This window comes from Spirosoma humi, from assembly GCF_054776575.1.
In genome coordinates, this window is sequence record NZ_BAAHBR010000001.1 from 166,321 (window position 1) to 185,087 (window position 18,767).

Annotated in this window: 18 protein-coding genes; 13 read left to right on the forward strand and 5 right to left on the reverse strand. The window is 49.4% G+C overall.

Annotated elements, in window-relative coordinates; all coding sequences use genetic code 11:
- Positions 1-116 precede the first annotated feature (116 nt).
- Both ACYU8Y_RS00710 and ACYU8Y_RS00715 read left to right on the forward strand, forming a co-directional pair.
- A complete protein-coding gene (locus ACYU8Y_RS00710; RefSeq protein ID WP_460933166.1) occupies positions 117-938 on the forward strand; it encodes a GLPGLI family protein in 822 nt (273 codons plus the stop codon).
- A gap of 232 nt (positions 939-1,170) precedes the next feature.
- The gene (locus ACYU8Y_RS00715) at positions 1,171-4,077 is read left to right on the forward strand and encodes an outer membrane beta-barrel protein (protein ID WP_460933168.1); all 2,907 of its coding nucleotides are present in this window, start codon (positions 1,171-1,173) and stop codon (positions 4,075-4,077) included.
- A 58-nt stretch (positions 4,078-4,135) separates the two neighbouring features.
- Here the strand turns inward: ACYU8Y_RS00715 and ACYU8Y_RS00720 are convergent, their stop codons facing one another.
- Positions 4,136-5,206, reverse strand: coding sequence for a M42 family metallopeptidase (locus ACYU8Y_RS00720; RefSeq protein WP_460933170.1), 1,071 nt, complete (start codon positions 5,204-5,206; stop codon positions 4,136-4,138).
- Positions 5,207-5,311: 105 nt separating this feature from the next.
- A complete protein-coding gene (locus ACYU8Y_RS00725; protein WP_460933172.1) occupies positions 5,312-5,737 on the reverse strand; it encodes a helix-turn-helix domain-containing protein in 426 nt (141 codons plus the stop codon).
- A 133-nt stretch (positions 5,738-5,870) separates the two neighbouring features.
- Here ACYU8Y_RS00725 and ACYU8Y_RS00730 point away from each other — a divergent pair, with 133 nt between their 5' ends.
- The 10 genes from ACYU8Y_RS00730 to argB all read left to right on the forward strand — a co-directional run bounded on the left by ACYU8Y_RS00730 (position 5,871) and on the right by argB (position 14,532).
- Positions 5,871-6,566 carry a ClpP family protease gene (locus ACYU8Y_RS00730; RefSeq protein ID WP_460933174.1) on the forward strand — a complete coding sequence of 232 codons (696 nt, stop codon included), beginning with the start codon at positions 5,871-5,873 and terminating at the stop codon, positions 6,564-6,566.
- Positions 6,567-6,837: 271 nt separating this feature from the next.
- A complete protein-coding gene (gene clpX / locus ACYU8Y_RS00735) occupies positions 6,838-8,070 on the forward strand; it encodes an ATP-dependent Clp protease ATP-binding subunit ClpX (protein WP_460933176.1) in 1,233 nt (410 codons plus the stop codon).
- Positions 8,071-8,573: 503 nt separating this feature from the next.
- A complete protein-coding gene (locus ACYU8Y_RS00740) occupies positions 8,574-9,188 on the forward strand; it encodes a hypothetical protein (RefSeq protein ID WP_460933178.1) in 615 nt (204 codons plus the stop codon).
- A gap of 187 nt (positions 9,189-9,375) precedes the next feature.
- Complete coding sequence (locus tag ACYU8Y_RS00745; RefSeq protein ID WP_460933180.1) at positions 9,376-10,005, forward strand: hypothetical protein; 630 nt, start codon at positions 9,376-9,378, stop codon at positions 10,003-10,005.
- Positions 10,006-10,021: 16 nt separating this feature from the next.
- Complete coding sequence (locus tag ACYU8Y_RS00750; RefSeq protein ID WP_460933182.1) at positions 10,022-10,741, forward strand: alpha/beta fold hydrolase; 720 nt, start codon at positions 10,022-10,024, stop codon at positions 10,739-10,741.
- A 155-nt stretch (positions 10,742-10,896) separates the two neighbouring features.
- The gene (locus ACYU8Y_RS00755) at positions 10,897-12,033 is read left to right on the forward strand and encodes an aspartate aminotransferase family protein (protein WP_460933184.1); all 1,137 of its coding nucleotides are present in this window, start codon (positions 10,897-10,899) and stop codon (positions 12,031-12,033) included.
- Positions 12,034-12,149: 116 nt separating this feature from the next.
- Entirely contained in the window at positions 12,150-12,398 is a 249-nt protein-coding gene (locus ACYU8Y_RS00760) for a DUF433 domain-containing protein (RefSeq protein ID WP_460933186.1), read from the forward strand.
- Positions 12,395-12,745: a DUF5615 family PIN-like protein gene (locus ACYU8Y_RS00765; RefSeq protein WP_460933188.1), complete on the forward strand. Its 351-nt coding sequence runs from the start codon at positions 12,395-12,397 to the stop codon at positions 12,743-12,745. Before ACYU8Y_RS00760 ends, ACYU8Y_RS00765 begins: the two co-directional genes overlap by 4 nt.
- A 52-nt stretch (positions 12,746-12,797) precedes the next feature.
- Entirely contained in the window at positions 12,798-13,757 is a 960-nt protein-coding gene (locus ACYU8Y_RS00770; protein WP_460933190.1) for an N-acetylornithine carbamoyltransferase, read from the forward strand.
- The gene (gene argB / locus ACYU8Y_RS00775) at positions 13,750-14,532 is read left to right on the forward strand and encodes an acetylglutamate kinase (protein ID WP_460933192.1); all 783 of its coding nucleotides are present in this window, start codon (positions 13,750-13,752) and stop codon (positions 14,530-14,532) included. The genes ACYU8Y_RS00770 and argB overlap by 8 nt, the downstream gene beginning before the upstream one ends.
- Before the next feature lie 55 nt (positions 14,533-14,587).
- On the opposite strand, the gene ACYU8Y_RS00780 is transcribed toward argB, so the two are convergent.
- Positions 14,588-15,133, reverse strand: a complete 546-nt coding sequence (locus tag ACYU8Y_RS00780; protein ID WP_460933194.1) for a C40 family peptidase — start codon at positions 15,131-15,133, stop codon at positions 14,588-14,590.
- A gap of 289 nt (positions 15,134-15,422) precedes the next feature.
- Positions 15,423-15,857: a cytochrome B gene (locus tag ACYU8Y_RS00785; RefSeq protein WP_460933196.1), complete on the reverse strand. Its 435-nt coding sequence runs from the start codon at positions 15,855-15,857 to the stop codon at positions 15,423-15,425.
- A 90-nt stretch (positions 15,858-15,947) separates the two neighbouring features.
- Here ACYU8Y_RS00785 and ACYU8Y_RS00790 point away from each other — a divergent pair, with 90 nt between their 5' ends.
- Entirely contained in the window at positions 15,948-16,250 is a 303-nt protein-coding gene (locus tag ACYU8Y_RS00790) for a DUF4286 family protein (RefSeq protein WP_460933198.1), read from the forward strand.
- Here the strand turns inward: ACYU8Y_RS00790 and ACYU8Y_RS00795 are convergent.
- Positions 16,247-18,655, reverse strand: coding sequence for an efflux RND transporter permease subunit (locus ACYU8Y_RS00795; RefSeq protein WP_460933200.1), 2,409 nt, complete (start codon positions 18,653-18,655; stop codon positions 16,247-16,249). The genes ACYU8Y_RS00790 and ACYU8Y_RS00795 overlap by 4 nt on opposite strands.
- Positions 18,656-18,767 lie beyond the last annotated feature (112 nt).

Genomic DNA, 18,767 nt, shown 5'->3' on the forward strand with positions numbered 1-18,767 from the left:
CTTTTGGTGATGAGTTCTCAAATTAATGCAACGTTTACTGCTGCGATCCTTCATTCAAACAGAAGGTTATGCCTGTATAACGAGAATAAGCCACCGATTACTTACTCTTTATTTCGATGAAACACTACATAATTGCCCTGCTTGCTGCTGGCCTTTGCGCCACGACGCTGTACGGACAGATACCCGCGTCGGGTAAGATCACCTACGAAGGTATGCGCCAGATCGACCGCTCACAAATGCGGATGGTCATTAACGGTCAGGAGGTACAGCCGGGTAGTGCCGGTGCCCCCGATGCGCCCGAAGGAATGCCGGAAGTAATATCGTTCACCCAAAAACTGGTGTTTTCCGGTACCATGGCTAAAGAAGAACGGGATCGCCCGCAGGGAATGATGATGCGCCGGAGCATGGGCGATGGCGGAATGGGTGGTTCCCGCGAGGGGCGGCCACAAACTGCCCGTATGGCGCCACCGTTCGAGCAGCAGACGTATCTGGATCTGGCCAATCGCCAGCGTATCGATGTGCTGGTTGTCAAAAAAGATTCGACGGTTACGGAGATGTACCGCTCCGAGAAACCCATGCCAACCGCTGTTGACTGGACACCGAGCGATAAAACCAAAAAAATTGCGGGGTATGTCTGTCATAAAGGAACCGCTACCCGCCGGAAACAAACTTATACGGTCTGGTACACCACCGATCTGCCCTTTACCTACTCGCCCATTGCTGACCTGACACCGCCCAAAGGCGTTGTGATGCAAATCGAATCGGACAACGAATCGTACAAGGCAACGGGTGTCTCGCTGGAGACCGTAGGCGAAGCGAGCGTACAGCCTCCCAAAGCGGCCAAAAGTGTATCGGCTGAAGAAATGGAACAGATACGTCGGAAAGGAATGGCCGATTTTCGCCAGAAAATGATGCAGAACATGCCAATGCGTAATTAAACGAATTAATGATTTTTTCGTCATAAGGCCGTTCGATGCTGTTTTCTGCGGTGCGTGCGGTCAGCGTTCCGATCTTCACGCACCGCAGAAAACAGACGTAGCCCGGGATAAGCAAACTAAAGAACATGCCATGAAAAACAGACCGTATGGCTCTCCATTCAAGATGAAAAGACAAACTATGCCAGCGTGGTTTTTCTGGAGTATCGTATGTATTTTACATTGTACTGTGTTGATGAACAGGTCGTTGGCCCAGTCGCCGGGTACGCTTCGCGGACAGGTGGTGGATTCACTCACCCGAAAACCACTGCTCGAAGCGTCGGTATCCTTGCTGCTGGCCCGCGATTCGTCGCTGGTTTCGTTTGGTATTACCGATGGGGAGGGGCGCTTCTCGTTCCCTAAAGTTAGCGAGGGGCAATACAGGGTGCTGGTGTCGTATGTAGGGTACCGTAGCCGAGCTAAACGCGTTTCGGTGAGTAGCGCTACCCCAGCAACTGATATGGGTACCATCGATCTGGTGGCGCAATCGCAAACGCTTACGGAAGTATCGGTTCAGGGTGAGCGGGCGCCCATTGCCGTGAAAGGAGATACCCTGGAATTCAACGCCGGTTCGTTTAAAACGCGGCCCAATGCGCAGGTCGAGGATTTGTTGAAGAAATTACCCGGCGTAGAAGTTGATCGGGATGGTAACGTAAAAGCACAGGGGCAGGCCATTACCAAAGTGCTGGTCGACGGGAAACCATTTTTCGGCAATGACCCTAAAATGGCGACGCGAAACCTGCCCGCCGATATTATCGACAAAGTACAGCTCTTCGATCAGGCATCGGAGCAGTCGGCTTTTTCGGGCGTGGACGATGGCGACCGGGAAAAAACCATTAACATCACCACTAAAAAAGATAAGCGCAAGGGTTCCTTTGGCCAGCAGAGTATTGGCGCTGGTCCGAAGCCGGGCGATGATGCGAGATATTCAGGTCGGGTAAGTTTGAATCGCTTCAATAATGGCCAGCAAATTTCAATGCTGGGCATGGCGAATAACGTTAACCAACAGGGGTTTACGGCCTCGGATCTGGGTCTTGGCAATAACTTTGGCGGAGCCGGTCAGGGGCAGGGTGGCGGTGGTGGTAGCAATGCGGTTCGTGGCGGAGCCGGTGGCGGCAGTGGCAATGGTGCCGGTCAGGTGGGCAGCAACGCTATTACGCAATCGTGGGCGGCTGGCATCAATTACCGCGATGGCTGGGGCAAAAAGATCGACGTCGTCAGCAGCTACAACGCCAGCAATACCAACACCCTCACCGATCAGCAAAGCCACCGGGAAAACGTGATTCCCAGTGGTACCGCGGGTACAGTCGTCACACGACCGGATGCTGGCTTTATCCGCGATCAAACCAATGGTTCCGACAATACCAATACGAATCAGCGGGTCAACCTTCGGCTCGATTATCGACTTGATTCAATGACGACGATTCGTGTCATTCCGAGTTTGTCGTGGCTAACATCAACGTATACCAATCAGAGTCAAGCCAGAACCATGACGAATGAGGGCGTTATGGCCAATTCGAGCCTGACGAACTACAACTCAAACGGAAGTGGCTTTACCGGCAATAATTCCCTGTTGTTTTTTCGCAAATTCCAGAAAAAAGGACGGAGCTTTTCGGTTAACTGGAACATCGCGATCAACGATCAGAACAATGAAGGGATCAATAAGTCGGTCAACCAGTTTAACGGCTCATCGACCAGCCTGACGTCGGGCGTCATCACAAAAGATACGCTAACGGGCATCACGACGCAGACCATCAATCAGCGCAACAATCAGCAAACGAACTCCATGACCAACACCGTCAATGTGAGTTATACAGAACCACTGTCGATGCGTCAAACGCTTGAATTTCATTACAATCTGTCCAACAATCATAACACATCAGACCGGGCCGTAAACGATTTTAATGGACTGACGAACCAGTATGATCTCCTGAATAATCAATTGAGCAACAGCTTCGTGAACGACTACGTAACGAATCGGGGCGGATTGACCTGGCAAACGAAGCGGTTGAAATATACCTACGCGTTCGGGCTGGATGCTCAGCAGGCAAGCCTCAACTCCGATAACCTCAGCCGGGATACAAACCTCAACCGAACGTTTTCGAATCTGTTGCCCAATGCGTTGCTGACCTACAATTTTGCCAAAAACCGAAGGCTTCGGTTCAACTACCGAACCCGGATCAACGCGCCGTCGGTAAACCAGTTGCAGCCTGTGCTCAACAATACCAATCCGCTGAACATTCAGGTTGGTAATGCCGACCTGCAACCGGAATACAGCCATACGTTATCCCTGAATTACAATCAGTTTGATGCGGCAACCTTCCGGAACATGTTCGTCTTTCTGAACGCTAGCCGAACGAATAACAAAATTGTCAATTCAACGGTATTCGACCGATCGGGTGCGCAAACAACCAGGCCCATAAACACCAATGGCTATTATACCGTGAACGGCTCGCTGGTATTCGGACGACCGCTCAAACTGGGTGCGCAGAAAACGAACCTGAATTTATCGACCAACATGACCTTTAACCAGGGAACAAGTTTTATCAATAACCAGTCAAACCAGGCGAAAAACTGGCTGATTGGTCAGGGGGTTGGGCTGAGTTCTAATTTTACGGAGAAGCTGGATTTGAATCTGTCGGGAAATATCAACTGGCAGTCGGCGAAGTACTCGCTGCAACCGCAGCAGAATACAACCTTCCTGAATCAGACGGTTACGCTCGATGTCTATTATCAGCTTCCGCTCAACTTCACCTTTTCCACGAACGTTTATTATAATCATTACGGGGGTAGCTCGGCCAGCTATAATCAGTCGTATACGCTCTGGAATGCCACATTGGCCCGCCAGTTATTCAAGCAGAAGCAGGGAGAACTGCGCTTTCAGGCATTTGATTTGCTGAACCAGAATCAGAGCATTGTGCGGAACGTAACCGACACCTATACCGAGGAAGTGCGGAGCCGTGTGCTGAACCGGTACTTCATGATCAGTTTCGTCTACAACCTACGCAGCTTCAGCGCGGGTGTTACGGCTCCCCGAGACCCATTTCAGGAGCGAAACGGAGGAGGACAACGTGGGCAGGGCGGCTTCCGTCGAAACGGCTAATAAAGTGCTTTACCCACAGAGCAGTCCGCCGTTACGGACCACTCTGTGGGTAAAGCACTTACTTTATATATCTAAAATCCTCATTGCCTTTTAAGGCAAGCAATGTTTCGTACATAAGCTTGATAACGTTCTGCACATCATTCATGTGAACCGTTTCGACCGTGGTGTGCATGTATTTGAGCGGAAGCGAAATCAGGGCCGAGGCAATACCTTCGGTGGCATAGGCGAATGCATCGGTGTCCGTACCTGTTGAGCGGCTAACCGCCTGGCGCTGAAACGCAATATTCTGCTGCTCGGCCACGCCGATCAGAAAATCGAGTACATTATTCTGTACAGCTGGTCCGTAGCAAAGTACGGGGCCATCACCGCATTTCAGATCGCCCTGTTCTTTTTTGTCGTACTTCGGCGATTGTGTATCGTGCGTTACGTCGGTGCAGATGGCGAGGTCTGGTTTGAGTCGACGGGCAATCATTTCGGCTCCGCGCAGGCCAATTTCTTCCTGTACGGCATTGACCACATACAGCGTAAAGGGAAGCGTTATATTGTTTTCTTTCAGGAGCCGGGCCACTTCGGCAATCATGAAGCCACCCATGCGGTTATCCAGCGCCCGGCCGACGTAAAACCGGTCGTTCAACTCCATCAGGCCATCCGTAAACGTGCAGACCGTACCCACATGAATACCCATTTCCAGGACTTCCTGCTTGGTCGCTGCGCCTACATCGATGAACAGGTCCGTTACTTTAGGGGCCGTATCTTTCGCCAGGTCACGAACGTGAATGGCTGGCCAGCCAAAAACACCCTCTACTACGCCCTTTTTCGTATGCAGGTTCACCCGCATCGACGGAGCAATGAGCGCATCGGAGCCGCCATTACGCCGGACAAACAGGTAGCCATCGTCGGATATATAATTAACAAACCACGAAATCTCATCGGAGTGGGCTTCAATAACGACTTTATAGTCTTTGCCCGGCCCAATCACCCCAACGGCCGTGCCATAGGTATCGACGATGTATTCATCGGTATAGGGTTTGAGATAATCGAGCCAAATCTGTTGCCCCGACGATTCAAAACCCGTAGGCGAGGCATTATTAAGGTACTGATACAGGAAGTTTTTACTGTGTTCGTTCATTGTGTAATCTATTATTTTGCAATCTCGCAGGTAGCAAATGAAGCAATTAATAACGGATTTCTTTCTGTTTCCTTTGTTTATTCAGCCGTAAAGAGAGGAGAAAAACTAAAACCCAATCCGCTCCCGTTTCTGCTCGACGCCCATCGAGCGCAGAACTTCCATAGCAATCCGGTCGTCGTATTTGCGCTTCCAGTAGTCGGCTTCCAGGCGAAGTTTGTCCAGTTCGAGTTGCTGTTTTTCTACGACCAGACGCAGTGTTTCGAGCTCGTGGCTGGCCAGTTCGTCGGATTTTACTTCAACAACCTGTGCCGTGAGGGCATCGTCGGTGAGCAGCGTCAGGGGCGATATGGCCAAAACGGTCGCAATTTGAGTTAGCCGGGAAAGGGTCAGATCCGTTTTGCCACGTTCAATATCGCCATACGCCGTTGTCGACAGGCCGAGTAGATCGGCCATGTTTTCCTGGGATAAACCGCGTTGTAGCCGTTGTAAACGTATTTTTTCTGCCGGACCACGATTGGTGATAGTGCTCATATCAAGTAACAACGATAAAATCTAAACCTAAACTGACAGGGTTTTTCGTGATGATAACGCAATTTTGTAACGAAACAATTCTCGAACTTACACCAACCGTTCTTGGTTTTCAAATCAAGAAGTAAACCCAATTATGAATTACGAAAAAGAATTCCGCAATTTCGCCGTACATCACATGGGACTCAATGGCCTGTCTGTAGACGGTTATGTGAAACACGCCATTGAAAATAATTCGGTTGAAAACATGACCCGCTCGGTTATTGAAGAGCGGCCCATGAATTTCCGTGAAGTAGACGTGTTCTCACGGCTTATGGCTGACCGTATCATCTTTATGGGCCTGCCCGTAGATGACAATATCGCTAATATCATTGTAGCGCAGTTGCTTTTCCTGGAGTCGGCCGATCCTAAAAAGGATATTCTGATGTACCTCAATAGCCCAGGTGGTTCGGTATACGCTGGTCTGGGTATCTACGACACCATGCAGTATGTTCGTCCGGATGTGGCCACCGTTTGTACAAGTTTAGCTGCGTCTATGGGCGCTGTGCTGCTGGCCGGTGGTGCTGCCGGCAAACGCTCGGCGCTTCCTCACGCCCGTGTTATGATTCACCAGCCATCGGGTGGTGCGCAGGGAACCTCGAAAGACATGCAGGTGACGATGAAAGAAATGCTCGAACTGGAAAAAGATCTGTATCGCATTTTAGCTAGTCACTCAGGTCGTACGTACGAAGAAATCGAACAAGCGTCTGATCGCGATAAATGGTTCAGAGCCGAAGAAGCCAAAGAATACGGTTTGATCGACGAAGTACTACGCCGGGAGAGAGCGGCCTAGCGACCAAATGCCGGGTAACTGACAAACGAATAAGTTGCTTTCGTGTTGGTCACTAACCGTGTATTAACGGGCTGCTGACTACTTTTTCTGGCAACCAATTAATAACTTTGCTAAGACCCAACGACTCAGGTTCGCCTGAGTCGTTTTTTTTGTCGAATTTAGCTTTCCGACTAACAAAGTATTTATACGAACCGTTAACCAGACTCAGGCCGTCGGCGTAATACGCTTTCCGAGCCTGATAACCCCCAGCCTATTTACTCTGCAACCGTTCATGCCACAAATCAGTTGCTCGTTCTGTGGACGACGCAAAAACGAAGTAATGATGCTCCTGTCGGGCATCGACGCCCATATCTGCAATTATTGCATTGAGCAGGGCCATCAGGTGGTGCTGGAAGAAATGCGCCCGAAAAAAAGCGAACCAGCCGAAATCAATATCAAGCTGATCAAACCCGTTGATATGAAACGTCATCTTGACCAATACGTCATTGGTCAGGATGAAGCCAAAAAATCAATTACCGTTGCGGTTTACAATCACTACAAGCGGTTGATGCAGCCGAAAACCAACGATGATGTAACGATCGAAAAATCGAATATCATCATGGTTGGCGAAACCGGTACGGGCAAAACGTACCTGGCCCGCTCGATCGCAAAAATCCTTGAAGTGCCTTTCTGCATCGCCGATGCCACCGTTATTACGGAAGCTGGTTATGTTGGCGAGGATGTTGAAACGATTCTAACCCGCCTGTTGCAGGCGGCCGATTATAATGTGGAAGCGGCCGAACGCGGTATCGTGTACATCGACGAGATCGACAAAATTGCCCGCAAATCCGACAACCCGAGCATTACGCGGGATGTCAGTGGTGAAGGCGTTCAGCAGGCTTTATTAAAATTGCTGGAAGGGTCGGTCGTGAACGTGCCGCCCCAGGGTGGACGTAAACATCCCGACCAACGCCTGATTGCGCTTAACACCGAAAATATCCTTTTCATCTGCGGTGGCGCTTTTGACGGTATTGAGCGGCATATTACAAAGCGGATCAACACTCGACCCATTGGTTTCTCTGGCGACCGACGCCTGAACGACACCTTCGAGCGGGGACATTTGATGCGTTATATTTCGGCGCTCGACCTGAAATCGTTTGGCTTGATTCCCGAACTCATTGGCCGTTTGCCCGTCTTGACGCACCTCGAACCACTCGATCGACACGCGCTCATGCAGATCCTGACAGAGCCCAAAAACGCCATCACAAAACAGTACGACAAACTTTTCAAGATGGAGGGTATTACCCTCCACTGGGATCCCAGCGCTCTGAATTACATCGTCGATCAGGCCTTACAGTATGGGCTGGGTGCCCGTGGGTTACGCTCAATTTGCGAGTCCATTATCAGCGACGCTATGTTCGAGATGCCTTCCCAAACGGGTGTTACTGAACTAACCGTTAGTCTGGAATATGCCCGTGAAAAATTCGGCAAATCCGGCACCCATCAATTCCGTTCAGTCGCCTGATTATTGACAGATTTTTTAAGAAAACAGGCCCGGTTTCTATCAAGAAGCCGGGCCTGTTTTTTATGTCGGACTATGCCAAATATACCGTTCGGGTTGAGTCGCCGTTGAAAGGAAACGGTTCTGCTTAAAAGTTTTAATTATTTTTTTTTGCCTTAAAAAGTAAGCTACAGACTAGTCTATTTTATTGATAGAATGTTGTTTCGATCACTGCCTTCCTGGTATTAAGCCGTTGTTGGGATTCGCTAGTAGCTTATTAACCAATGTATTAATTTTAAATTTTTCCAATAACCGTAATCGAAATTTAGGGGCAAGGCTGCTAATAATACCGAATGCCACAGGGGATTTTGCCGAACAAAATTGATTCGATGGGCCACCGGGCATTTTTATAAACATTCCAATTTAAGCCGAGTAGACTATTTTTTTTGAACAACGCGCCAACAAATGAATAAAGTTATAGTTCATCAGGATGGTAAGTCAAACGTTCACTAATTAAACCATATACTATGACTATGTTCTCCAAACACATTGCTGCTGCACTTTTAGGTGTTGCTGTCCTTTCGTCGTGTAGCCGTCCAGTCGCTTACTTTCAACCCAGCGCCCGGGAGCACTATGCAACAGCGCCAGCAAAAGCTGAACCTGTAGCGCAAACAGAAATCGCTGCTCCAGCCGTTGCGCAGACACCAGCTCCCGCTTCTGTAGCGACACCTTCAGAACAGGTTGCACAGACGACAACAGCCCTGGCACAAGTAGACGCTATGGTGCGCAACGACAGCAAATTAAGTGCCGACAAGACGGTTCAGAAACGTCTGAATAAAGTTCGTACACTGCTGGCTGCTAATTCGGCCAAAGCCGCTCTGGCACCGACCGAAGCGAACGCGCCTAAAAAAATGAATCTGGTGGAGCGGATGATGCTGAAAAAAATGAACAAAAAAATCAGCAAGCAACTGGCACCTGCCAATCCAGAAAAAACGATGGTTAATTCGGGTACACTGGCCGCTGGTGCCGTGTTGGTTATCATCGGTTTACTTCTATTGATTTTAACATCGGGCACGGCGGCTACAGTAGGTCTGGTAGCTGTACTGGTAGGGGCTGTTATTCTGCTTGTCGGTTTGTTATAATCGTCAATTTAGTGATGGCTAAAATCCCCGCCAGCCAACGGAATATCTGGGCTGACGGGGATTTTACCAAGCTTTCGCACTGAATACGCTAATTAGTTTTTACATTTTTCCGGACTCTCCAACAAATTATAGAAGTTATAGTTGTTGAGGATTATATGTCAACCGTTAATTTTTAAACCAATACACTATGAGTACGTTCTCCAAAAACCTTTTTACCGCACTGATTGGTGCCGCCATTCTTTCATCTTGCAGCCGTCCGGTCGCTTATTTCCAACCAACGGCTCGCGAAAATTTTAAATCAGCTCAACCCCAGGCAGTAGCTGCCGTTACACCGGTTGCTGAAGAATCAGTTGCTGCCCAACCTGCTGAAGTTGTTTCAGTAACTCCTGCGACGGCAGCCCCTGCTGAACAACAGCTTGCCCAGACCAAACAGGCGGTAAGTCAGGTAGAAGCTTACGTACGTAATGATAACAAACTGGCTTCGAACAAGAAACTGGCCAAACGCATGGTACGGTTGAACGAAATGCTAGCCACAACAAGCGCTAAAGCTGAGATTGCTACAAACGCTGCTTCGACGAAAAAAATGTCGTTGATGGAACGGGCGATGCTCAAAAAAATCGACAAAAAAATTAAAAACCACGTAGCACCAGATCAAACAAAGGCCATGAGCTCGAATGTTCGTCTGGGCGTAATTATCGGTATCATCGGTCTGCTGTTACTCCTTTTGGGCGGTGGCAGTGTACTGGGTGTTATCGGAGCCATTGGTTTGATCGTTGGTTTGGTACTCATCCTGTTGGGCGTTATCAATAATTCATAGAGACATACATTTCCTGATGAGCCAACTACCCACTATTTGTCTCATCCATGGCCACGGCGTAGATGCTTCCATCTGGGACAGTATCTACGCCGATTTGGTTTTGGATCATGCCGTATTGACACCTGATTTTGCCCGCTTGTCGACCTTGACGACCATCGAGAGCTACGCAGAAGAACTACACAACGTACTGCAGGCTGAAAATGTCGAAAAAGCTGTCCTGGTTGGGCATTCGATGGGTGGTTATATGGCGCTGGCCCTGGCAGCGCAACACCCGGAACTAGTGCAGGGATTGGTGCTCTATCATTCTACGGCCACGGCCGATGATGACACAAAACGGCAGGCCCGGCAGCAGGTAATGAACGCATTACGTGCCGAAGGAACGGCTCCATTTATACAGAAACAGATGCCAAAAATGGTAGCTCCTGCGTATCCGCCCGAGAAAATCGAGGAGTTGGTGAATCGCTACCGGGCCTTACCAGCCGAAGCGCTTATCGCTGGCATGAACGCTATTGCCGGCCGTCCTGACCGAACGGCTGTCCTACGAGATGCAGAATTTCCTGTTTTGCTGGTGTTAGGGCGCGAAGACCAGTTAATTCCATACGACAAAACGGCGCAGCTGGCTGAACTGTCCAGGCAGATTCGTGTCGTTGCCATTGAGCAGGCCGGACACCTAAGCATGATCGAACAACCCGAAGCCGCCATTGGGGTCATTCGTTCGTTTGTTGATGAGCTGTAACGATTGGCCGATAAACTGAATGAAAGGGAGGCTGTTCCAGCTTCCTTTTTGCATTGTGCCCCCTTTTTTAGCCTGATTATCCGTAAACTTGCACCTCATTTATAGGAAAGTACCCGATAGGGCCACCTGTCCGACACGCTTAGATTAACAAGAAAATGGCAGAGCTTTTTAACGTTTATCCGCTATACGATATTGAACCCACTACCGCCAAGGGGAGCTACCTCTGGGATGCCGATGGTACACGTTACCTCGATCTGTACGGTGGTCACGCGGTCATCTCGGTTGGACATACGCATCCGCGCTATGTGAAGGCCCTGACGGATCAGTTGACTAAAATTTCGTTCTATTCGAATTCTGTCCGGATACCGCAGCAGCAGGAGTTGGCTGATAAACTGGGCGCTCTGTCGGACCACCCTGATTATGCGTTGTTTTTATGTAACTCCGGGGCCGAAGCCAACGAAAACGCGCTGAAACTGGCGTCGTTTCATAACGGGCGGACCAACGTTGTGGCCTTCAAAAAATCGTTTCATGGCCGTACGGCCGGCGCCGTTGCTGCTACCGACAATCCGGCCATTGTGGCCCCCATAAACTACAACCAGCACGTTACGTTTCTGCCCTATAACGATTCGCAGGCGGCCCTGGCCGGCATCACGACCGATACCTGCGCCGTCATTGTCGAAGGCATTCAGGGAGTAGGAGGGATACAGGTTGCAACCGACGATTTTCTGCAGACGCTCCGCAAGCGGTGTGATGAAACGGGGGCCATCCTTATTCTGGACGGTGTGCAATGCGGGTATGGCCGATCAGGCAAGTTTTTTTCGCACCAGTTCAGCGGTATCGAAGCCGATATTATTTCGATGGCCAAAGGCATGGGCAATGGCTTTCCCATTGGTGGCATACTTATTTCGCCTAAATTCAAAGCCAGCTATGGCCTGTTGGGAACAACCTTCGGCGGGAATCACCTGGCGTGTACCGCGGCTGTTGCCGTACTGGACATTATGAAAGACGAGGGGCTGATGGAAAACGCGACGCGTATGGGCAACTACTTCATGGATGGCATTCGTCAGATTGGCGGCTATAAAGAGCTGCGCGGCCGGGGGCTGATGATTGGTATCGAGTATGATTTTCCGGTCGATGCACTCCGTAAAACGCTGTTGTTCGAGCATAAGCAATTTACGGGTGTAGCGGGTAAAACGATCATTCGGCTGCTGCCGTCGCTGGCCATTGGCGTCGATGAGGCCGATCAGTTTCTGGAAGCATTACGGCTGTGCTTAAAGACGGAGGTTGTTTAAACGGCAATTGAATTTTCACCAACTTTGGAAAGGTAAAAACGAAAAAGGCGAAGGCTGTTTAACCAATGAACGTATGAAGTTACTGTTCGATTATCTTTGTTAAAACACTGTTGGCTATGAACTGGCAAGATTATATTCAGTCAAACGAAAGTATCCTTTCAGGAAAGCCTGTTATCAAAGGTACTCGACTTTCTGTGGAATTTTTATTGGAACGTCTTGCCGACGGATGGTCAGAGCAGGATTTACTAGATAACTATCCACGTCTCACAAAAGAAGCTATGCAAGCGGTTTTCGCTTACGTTCATGCGACGATGAAAGATAATTTGATCTTTTTTCCAGCCGGAAATTTGCGTCAGGCATCATGATATTTTTAGCTGACGAAAACTTTCCAGTTACCTCTTTCCGCATTTTACTTGAATTAGGTTATGACATAAAGCATGTAGCGTTTGACATGCCTAGTATAGCAGATAGTGACGTAACAGATTTCGCTACTAAAGAAAATCGCATTATTCTTACGTTCGATGGAGACTACGGAACGTTGATTTTTAAGTTTGGTTATCGTCCGCCGGGTGTAGTTTATTTCCGTTTGCAAAACATAAAAGCCGATGAACCCGCTTATTTAATAATAAACTTAGTAAAAGAGGGATACCAGCTTGCCCATATGCATACTGTGGTTGAAAATGATAAGATACGCCAGCGCCGTATCCAGTAGTTTAGTTGCTATTTTTTCCATACTGGGTAAGTGAGTTACCTAACGAGTATAAATGACCAATTTTCTCTCCCTTGCCGACGTCACCAGCATCGATGCCCTGATTCAATCCGGTCTTGCTGCCAAAGCCAATCCCTTTGCCGACCAACTGCTGGGCAAAAATAAAACCATTGGCCTTATTTTCTTTAACTCCAGCCTTCGCACCCGGCTAAGCACGCAGAAAGCGGCCCAGAATCTTGGCATGAACGTCATGACCATGAATGTCGGGCAGGATAGCTGGGGGCTGGAAATGGAAGAGGGCGTATTCATGAATGGCGACAAAGCTGAACATGTTCGGGAAGCGGCTGCGGTTATGGGCCGGTATTGCGACATTATTGGTATTCGCGCTTTTGCTGAACTCAAAGATCGGGACAAGGATTACCGGGAGCAGGTCATGCATCAGTTCGCGGCCTACGCTGGCGTTCCCATCGTTAATCTCGAATCGGCAACCCGTCATCCGCTGCAATCGCTGGCCGACTGCATTACGATTGAGGAAGCAAGACGTACGGACCGACCTAAAGTTGTGCTGACCTGGCTACCGCATTTCAAACCGTTGCCGCAGGCTGTTGCCAATTCCTTTTGCGAGTGGATGAATGCCCGCGCTCAGGCAGGAAAGATCGAGTTTGTTGTGACACATCCGGCTGGCTATGAACTCGCTCCGGAATTCGTTGGGAATGCCCCCGTCATCTATAATCAGCGTGAGGCCTTTGCCGGGGCTGATTTTATTTATGGGAAAAACTGGTCGTCTTATACGCACTACGGGCAGGTACTGACGCAGGACCCCTCCTGGGCCGTCACGATGGATGACATGAACCTGACGGACAACGGCAGATTCATGCATTGCCTCCCCGTTCGCCGTAATTTAAAAGTATCCGATGCCGTGCTCGACAGTCCTCAGTCGCTGGTTATTGAGCAGGCGGCCAACCGCGAATGGTCGGCTCAGGCAGTATTAAAAGAAATTCTAAAAAATGGATAACCTTACGGTCATAAAAATTGGCGGAAATATCATCGATGATCCGGCGGCTCTGAAACGATTTTTAACCGCTTTCTCGGGTTTGCCAGGCGCCAAACTGCTGATTCATGGGGGCGGCAAAGTGGCCACCCAGATGGCCGAAAAGCTGGGGATTCAAACTACTATGGTCGACGGCCGTCGCATTACCGATCAACCCATGCTCGATGTAGTGACCATGGTTTATGGGGGGCTGGTCAACAAGCAAATTGTGGCGAAGCTTCAGGCACTCGACGTGAATGCGATTGGTATGACAGGCGCCGATGCCGGAACGGTACTCGCCAAAAAGCGGCCGGTCAAAGACATCGACTATGGTATGGTTGGTGATATAGAGGAAGTGAACTCCGGGCAAATTCAATTTTTTCTCCGGCAGAGTTTAACGCCGGTTTTTGCGCCAATAACATATTCTCGTTCGGGTGATCTGCTTAATACAAATGCGGACACGATGGCGTCGGCCATTGCTGTGGACATGTGTTGCCACAATACCGTAACCCTGATTTATTGTTTTGAGAAAAAAGGCGTCCTGAGCGACCCGTCGGATGATAACAGCGTTATTAACGTGCTGACTCCAGAACTGTACGCTGAAAACAAGGCCGCTGGTACGATCAATAAGGGAATGATTCCAAAGCTAGACAATGCCTTCAACGCACTGGACAAGGGTGTATCAAAAGTAATTATCTGCCATGCTGATGAACTGGCAACGGCGGTACAGCAGGGTGCCGGAACGACCTTAAAAAAGTAAAGCGGCTGGAAAGCCGCTTTACAATGCGTAGATAAAAGTGAGGGTTAAGGTCGGTTTATTTTTCAGCTAATAAGTGAACAACGCGTCGAATACCCATAAAACGATGCTGGTAGTAGCTTGCATTGAGGTAATCATACCGAACGCCCCCGTTCCAGGCCGAGTGAATGAATTTAATTCGATCGCCGATTACTTCGGTAATCAGGCCGACATGGCCAATCCGATTGCCGCCTGAACTATGGCCCTTGAACAGAATGAGGTCGCCGGGTTGGGCCGATTCTTTATCGATAGCTGCCCCTACATTTCCCTGAGCAGCACTGGAATGGGGAAGCGAAATGCCAAATTTATTGAAGCAGAAGCGGGTAAAACCAGAGCAGTCGAACCCCCGGGTTGTAGTACCCCCGGAGCGGTAACGAATGGAGAGATGCTCTTTGGCGTAGTTGATGACGTTTTTTACGAGGGGAATCTGATCGTAAAAACTTGCCTCGTTTGACGTTGTGGTCGATACGTCAGTCAGGTTGTCAGTTACGGTAGGTACGGTTTGTGCTTGAACGATGCCAAACGAGACAGTACAAAATACTGCCAGGAGCATTTTTCTCATCATAGAATTGAGGTCAAATCCACGTTACGTACTATAAAAGTACTGAATTGCCCGCTATCTACCTATCGTTTGAGGATTATTTTCCACACAGCTTGCCGAATTTTGTCGTGCCAATTTTTCTAATTAGCTGACCGTAAACTATTTGAAGAGCCAAGATTTTCAGATTATTTTTCTGTTAACGGCTTCATACTGGCCGTTTTCACTCATCGAACCAGTAAAAAAAGTGAAGTCCGTAACGATGACCAGCACCATTACGGACTTTACCAGAATCTGTCACTACAGAAAGTGCTACTTAAAACCAATGTGCCCCGATGATGCGGAACGGCCAGGGGATAGATGCCAGAATGAGTAGCAGTCCCAATCCATAAAAAATACCGATCAAGCGTTGTTTCGTGACCGCATCGGCAGCCCGTTTGGAACGAGAATAGCCAATGGTGACCAGGATAATGGCGATCAGCATACCCGTCGTATGTTCTACCGTATAGAACCGGTATAGCTTTTCACTGATCAGTGAAAAATCAACTTTGGGGCTGATAAAAAATAAGGCCAGGCCCAGTAGAAGTTGTGTATGGACCGCAATCAGGGTGAATAAATATAATTTACGGTTACCATCGGTGTAACCGCTGCGTCCCTGCCATTTGCCAATAGCGACAACGACGGCTGCCAGCAACAGAACAAGGGCTATCCAGCGAAGCCCCGAGTGGGCGTGTAGTAATCCAGAATACATGAGTAGCGTGATTTATCGAGCAAATTTAGTTCTTTGGCAAAGAAACAACCAAATGGTCAACTTACACCGCAAATCGGGTGTTTACTACCTATGATTCTTTACAATACGACATACAGCGTTGCCGATGAGGTAGCGTCTGACTGGCTTCGCTGGATGAAACGCTTCTTTCTGCCAGCGGTGATGGCGACCGAATTACCTGTAAGTCACAAAATTCTACGGTTGCTGACTGAACTGGACAATGGCGGCACAACATATTCCGTACAACTCGATTTTAGCAGCATGGCCGACTATGCTGCTTACCAGCAGTACCATGCCGACGCCCTGCGTGAACGGATTCAGCATCGCTTTGGCAATAAGTTTATTTCATTCGATACGTTGCTCGAAGACGCTTAACTCTTTACTATCTTATGCGTTTGCTGATTACGCTTTTTATCGACCGTTAGCAGAAAGGCCGGGAGCAAAATGAGGTTGGAGGCCATGCCCATGAGTAGGGTAATGGAGACCAGAATACCCAGCGCCACGGTTCCCTGGAAGGTTGAGGCCGCAAAAATGGCGAAACCCGCAAATAGAATCATGGCCGTGTAGAACATGCTGATACCCGTATACCGAATCGTTTCGGAAACGGCCTGGTCCAGGTTCATCTTCTGGTTTCGCAACTCGTCCCGGTACTTGGTGATAAAGTAAATGGTCCCATCCGACGATATGCCGAAGGCGATACTAAAAATCAGGATTGTCGATGGCTTCAGGTGGATACCGCAGAAACCCATGATGCCCGCCGTAACAAGCAAGGGCACCACACTGGGCAGAATCGCGATCAGACTTAACCGAACATCGCGCAGGAGAATGATCAGGATAACGGAAACCAGCAAAATAGCCATAACGGTACTTTCGGCCAGGTTGGTAAGCAGGTAGGCATTGCCCCGCGTAAACACAACGCTATTGCCGGTGATGTGGACATCGTACTGGTCGGCAGCCGCCACAGGTTTGCCCGTTGCCCGGTCTATATTGAAAATAGAGTCCGCTTTGGGTTGCAGTTCGTTCAGGAGCTGCGTGGTACGAACCGTACCTACATCGGGCATTTGAAAGCTAATCCGGGTATACCGGAACGTGCTGTCTAGGTAGGCTTTGAAAGCCAGCCCGCCAGCCGCATTTTTAGCTCCTTTCAACTGAGGGGCATACGTGGCCAGCTGGCTTAATTCGAGCGCGCCGGGCAAGGCGTAATATTTTGGATCGCCACCCCGGTAGGCCTGATAAAAGAATTTGACGGCTTCGACCAGCGAAAGGGGCCGGGTAAACTCAGGGTACTTGCCAAATTCCCGTTCGAGTAGTTTGATTTTGGTAAGTGTCTGGGGCGTTAACACCCGACCGGCCCGCTTCGTATCAATGCTGACTTCAAAAGGCATAACGCCCTTGAATCGGCTCTCGATAAATTTTAAGTCCGTATAAATTGGGTCGTTTTTGGGCAGGTCGTCTACGACGAATCCAATCGGATTGATCTGTAGCGCTCCCACGATGGAAATCGCCGTTATGATGGCAATGAAGGTATAAATGGCCGTCCGGCGGGTCCGTACCAGCGTGTCGACCCAGCTTAGAAAACCACTGACCTGCCGACGTTCTAAATGCCCGCGTTGCTTAGGCGTTGGCGTTGTCAGGTAGCTGAAAATGACGGGTACAAGAATAAGCGATACGACATAGGTTGTCATGATACCCAGCGAAGCTACCAGACCAAATTGTACCAGCAGGGGACTGCCTGTAAAATAGAAGACGAAGAAGCCGATACTGGTCGTGATGTTGGCGAAAAAGGTCGTTTCGCCAACTTTCTCGCTAGCAATCAGGAGCGCTTCCTCTCTGCTGCGGTTTCGGTTTAGCTCTTCATGGTACCGATTGAGGAGGAAAATAACGTTTGGCACCCCGATGACAATAATCAGGGGTGGAATAAGCCCTGTCAGCAGGGTAATGTCGTAGCCAAGCAGAACGATGTAGCCCGTCGCCCAGATAACCCCAATGCCGACTACGACGAGTGCCGATAAAACGACCGTTAAGGAGCGGAAAAAGTAAAACAAGATCAGGGCCGTAACCAGGAAAGCCAGTCCCAGAAACAGAAACATTTCTTTACTGACTTTGGCCGAAAATTCGGTGCGGATGTACGGCATCCCCGACATGTGAACCGTGCCGTCAGAAGGAGAGGCCGCAGAACGGGTGTCAAGGGCGTGGTTTCTGCCGAAGGAATCGGCTACGGCTTCGACCTGCCGCACCAGCGCAATCCGGTTCTTGGTATTAACAACCTTCTGATCAAAACTAATGGCCATCAGGTGTGCCTTGCCGCTGCTGTCCGTGACCAGGTTCCGGTAAAATGGCAACGTAGCAATACGGGCTTTCAGACTGTCTAGGTCAGTTTGGGTCGTGAGAAGCGTTGGCGCCAGCGGCCGGATACGAAAGGTATGGGCCGAATCGTCGCGGATGATGTTGTACAGATTTGCATTCGATACTACGTCTTTGATGCCCTCGATGCGCTTGATTTTCTGGCTCAGGGCATACCAGTCCTTAAAGAACCCAAGCTGGTACATACTATCGGTTTCAATCGCCAGCACCATCACGTTACCATCCTGTCCAAACCGCGATTTGAAAGCCTCGTAATATCGATAATCAGGGTCAGTGGCCGGTAATATTTTAGCCAGTTCGTATGAGAGCTTGACCTTGCTGGCCTGGTAGCCCATAAATCCGGTGCTGAGCAAGACTGCCAGGATAAGCAGAACCCTATTTTTTAGAATAAACGAAGAGATACTGTGCCAAATCATACCCGATTAATGCGAAATAAGTCCGCAAGGTACGTAAAAACGGTGGCCCGGCAGGAATCGGACTAACCCAATTGAGAGGTAACAGACTCGCTAAGTTAGAGGCCGCATCCGT

Coding starts and splice junctions, on each gene's coding strand:
- ACYU8Y_RS00795 (WP_460933200.1), bottom strand. CDS start 18,655: ATGATTTGGCACAGTATCTCTTCGTTTATTCTAAAAAATAGGGTTCTG.
- ACYU8Y_RS00780 (WP_460933194.1), bottom strand. CDS start 15,133: ATGATGAGAAAAATGCTCCTGGCAGTATTTTGTACTGTCTCGTTTGGC.
- ACYU8Y_RS00755 (WP_460933184.1), top strand. CDS start 10,897: ATGGCAGAGCTTTTTAACGTTTATCCGCTATACGATATTGAACCCACT.
- ACYU8Y_RS00785 (WP_460933196.1), bottom strand. CDS start 15,857: ATGTATTCTGGATTACTACACGCCCACTCGGGGCTTCGCTGGATAGCC.
- ACYU8Y_RS00715 (WP_460933168.1), top strand. CDS start 1,171: ATGAACAGGTCGTTGGCCCAGTCGCCGGGTACGCTTCGCGGACAGGTG.
- ACYU8Y_RS00720 (WP_460933170.1), bottom strand. CDS start 5,206: ATGAACGAACACAGTAAAAACTTCCTGTATCAGTACCTTAATAATGCC.
- ACYU8Y_RS00790 (WP_460933198.1), top strand. CDS start 15,948: ATGATTCTTTACAATACGACATACAGCGTTGCCGATGAGGTAGCGTCT.
- ACYU8Y_RS00765 (WP_460933188.1), top strand. CDS start 12,395: ATGATATTTTTAGCTGACGAAAACTTTCCAGTTACCTCTTTCCGCATT.
- ACYU8Y_RS00710 (WP_460933166.1), top strand. CDS start 117: ATGAAACACTACATAATTGCCCTGCTTGCTGCTGGCCTTTGCGCCACG.
- ACYU8Y_RS00745 (WP_460933180.1), top strand. CDS start 9,376: ATGAGTACGTTCTCCAAAAACCTTTTTACCGCACTGATTGGTGCCGCC.
- ACYU8Y_RS00770 (WP_460933190.1), top strand. CDS start 12,798: ATGACCAATTTTCTCTCCCTTGCCGACGTCACCAGCATCGATGCCCTG.
- ACYU8Y_RS00730 (WP_460933174.1), top strand. CDS start 5,871: ATGAATTACGAAAAAGAATTCCGCAATTTCGCCGTACATCACATGGGA.
- ACYU8Y_RS00740 (WP_460933178.1), top strand. CDS start 8,574: ATGACTATGTTCTCCAAACACATTGCTGCTGCACTTTTAGGTGTTGCT.
- ACYU8Y_RS00750 (WP_460933182.1), top strand. CDS start 10,022: ATGAGCCAACTACCCACTATTTGTCTCATCCATGGCCACGGCGTAGAT.
- argB (WP_460933192.1), top strand. CDS start 13,750: ATGGATAACCTTACGGTCATAAAAATTGGCGGAAATATCATCGATGAT.
- ACYU8Y_RS00760 (WP_460933186.1), top strand. CDS start 12,150: ATGAACTGGCAAGATTATATTCAGTCAAACGAAAGTATCCTTTCAGGA.
- ACYU8Y_RS00725 (WP_460933172.1), bottom strand. CDS start 5,737: ATGAGCACTATCACCAATCGTGGTCCGGCAGAAAAAATACGTTTACAA.
- clpX (WP_460933176.1), top strand. CDS start 6,838: ATGCCACAAATCAGTTGCTCGTTCTGTGGACGACGCAAAAACGAAGTA.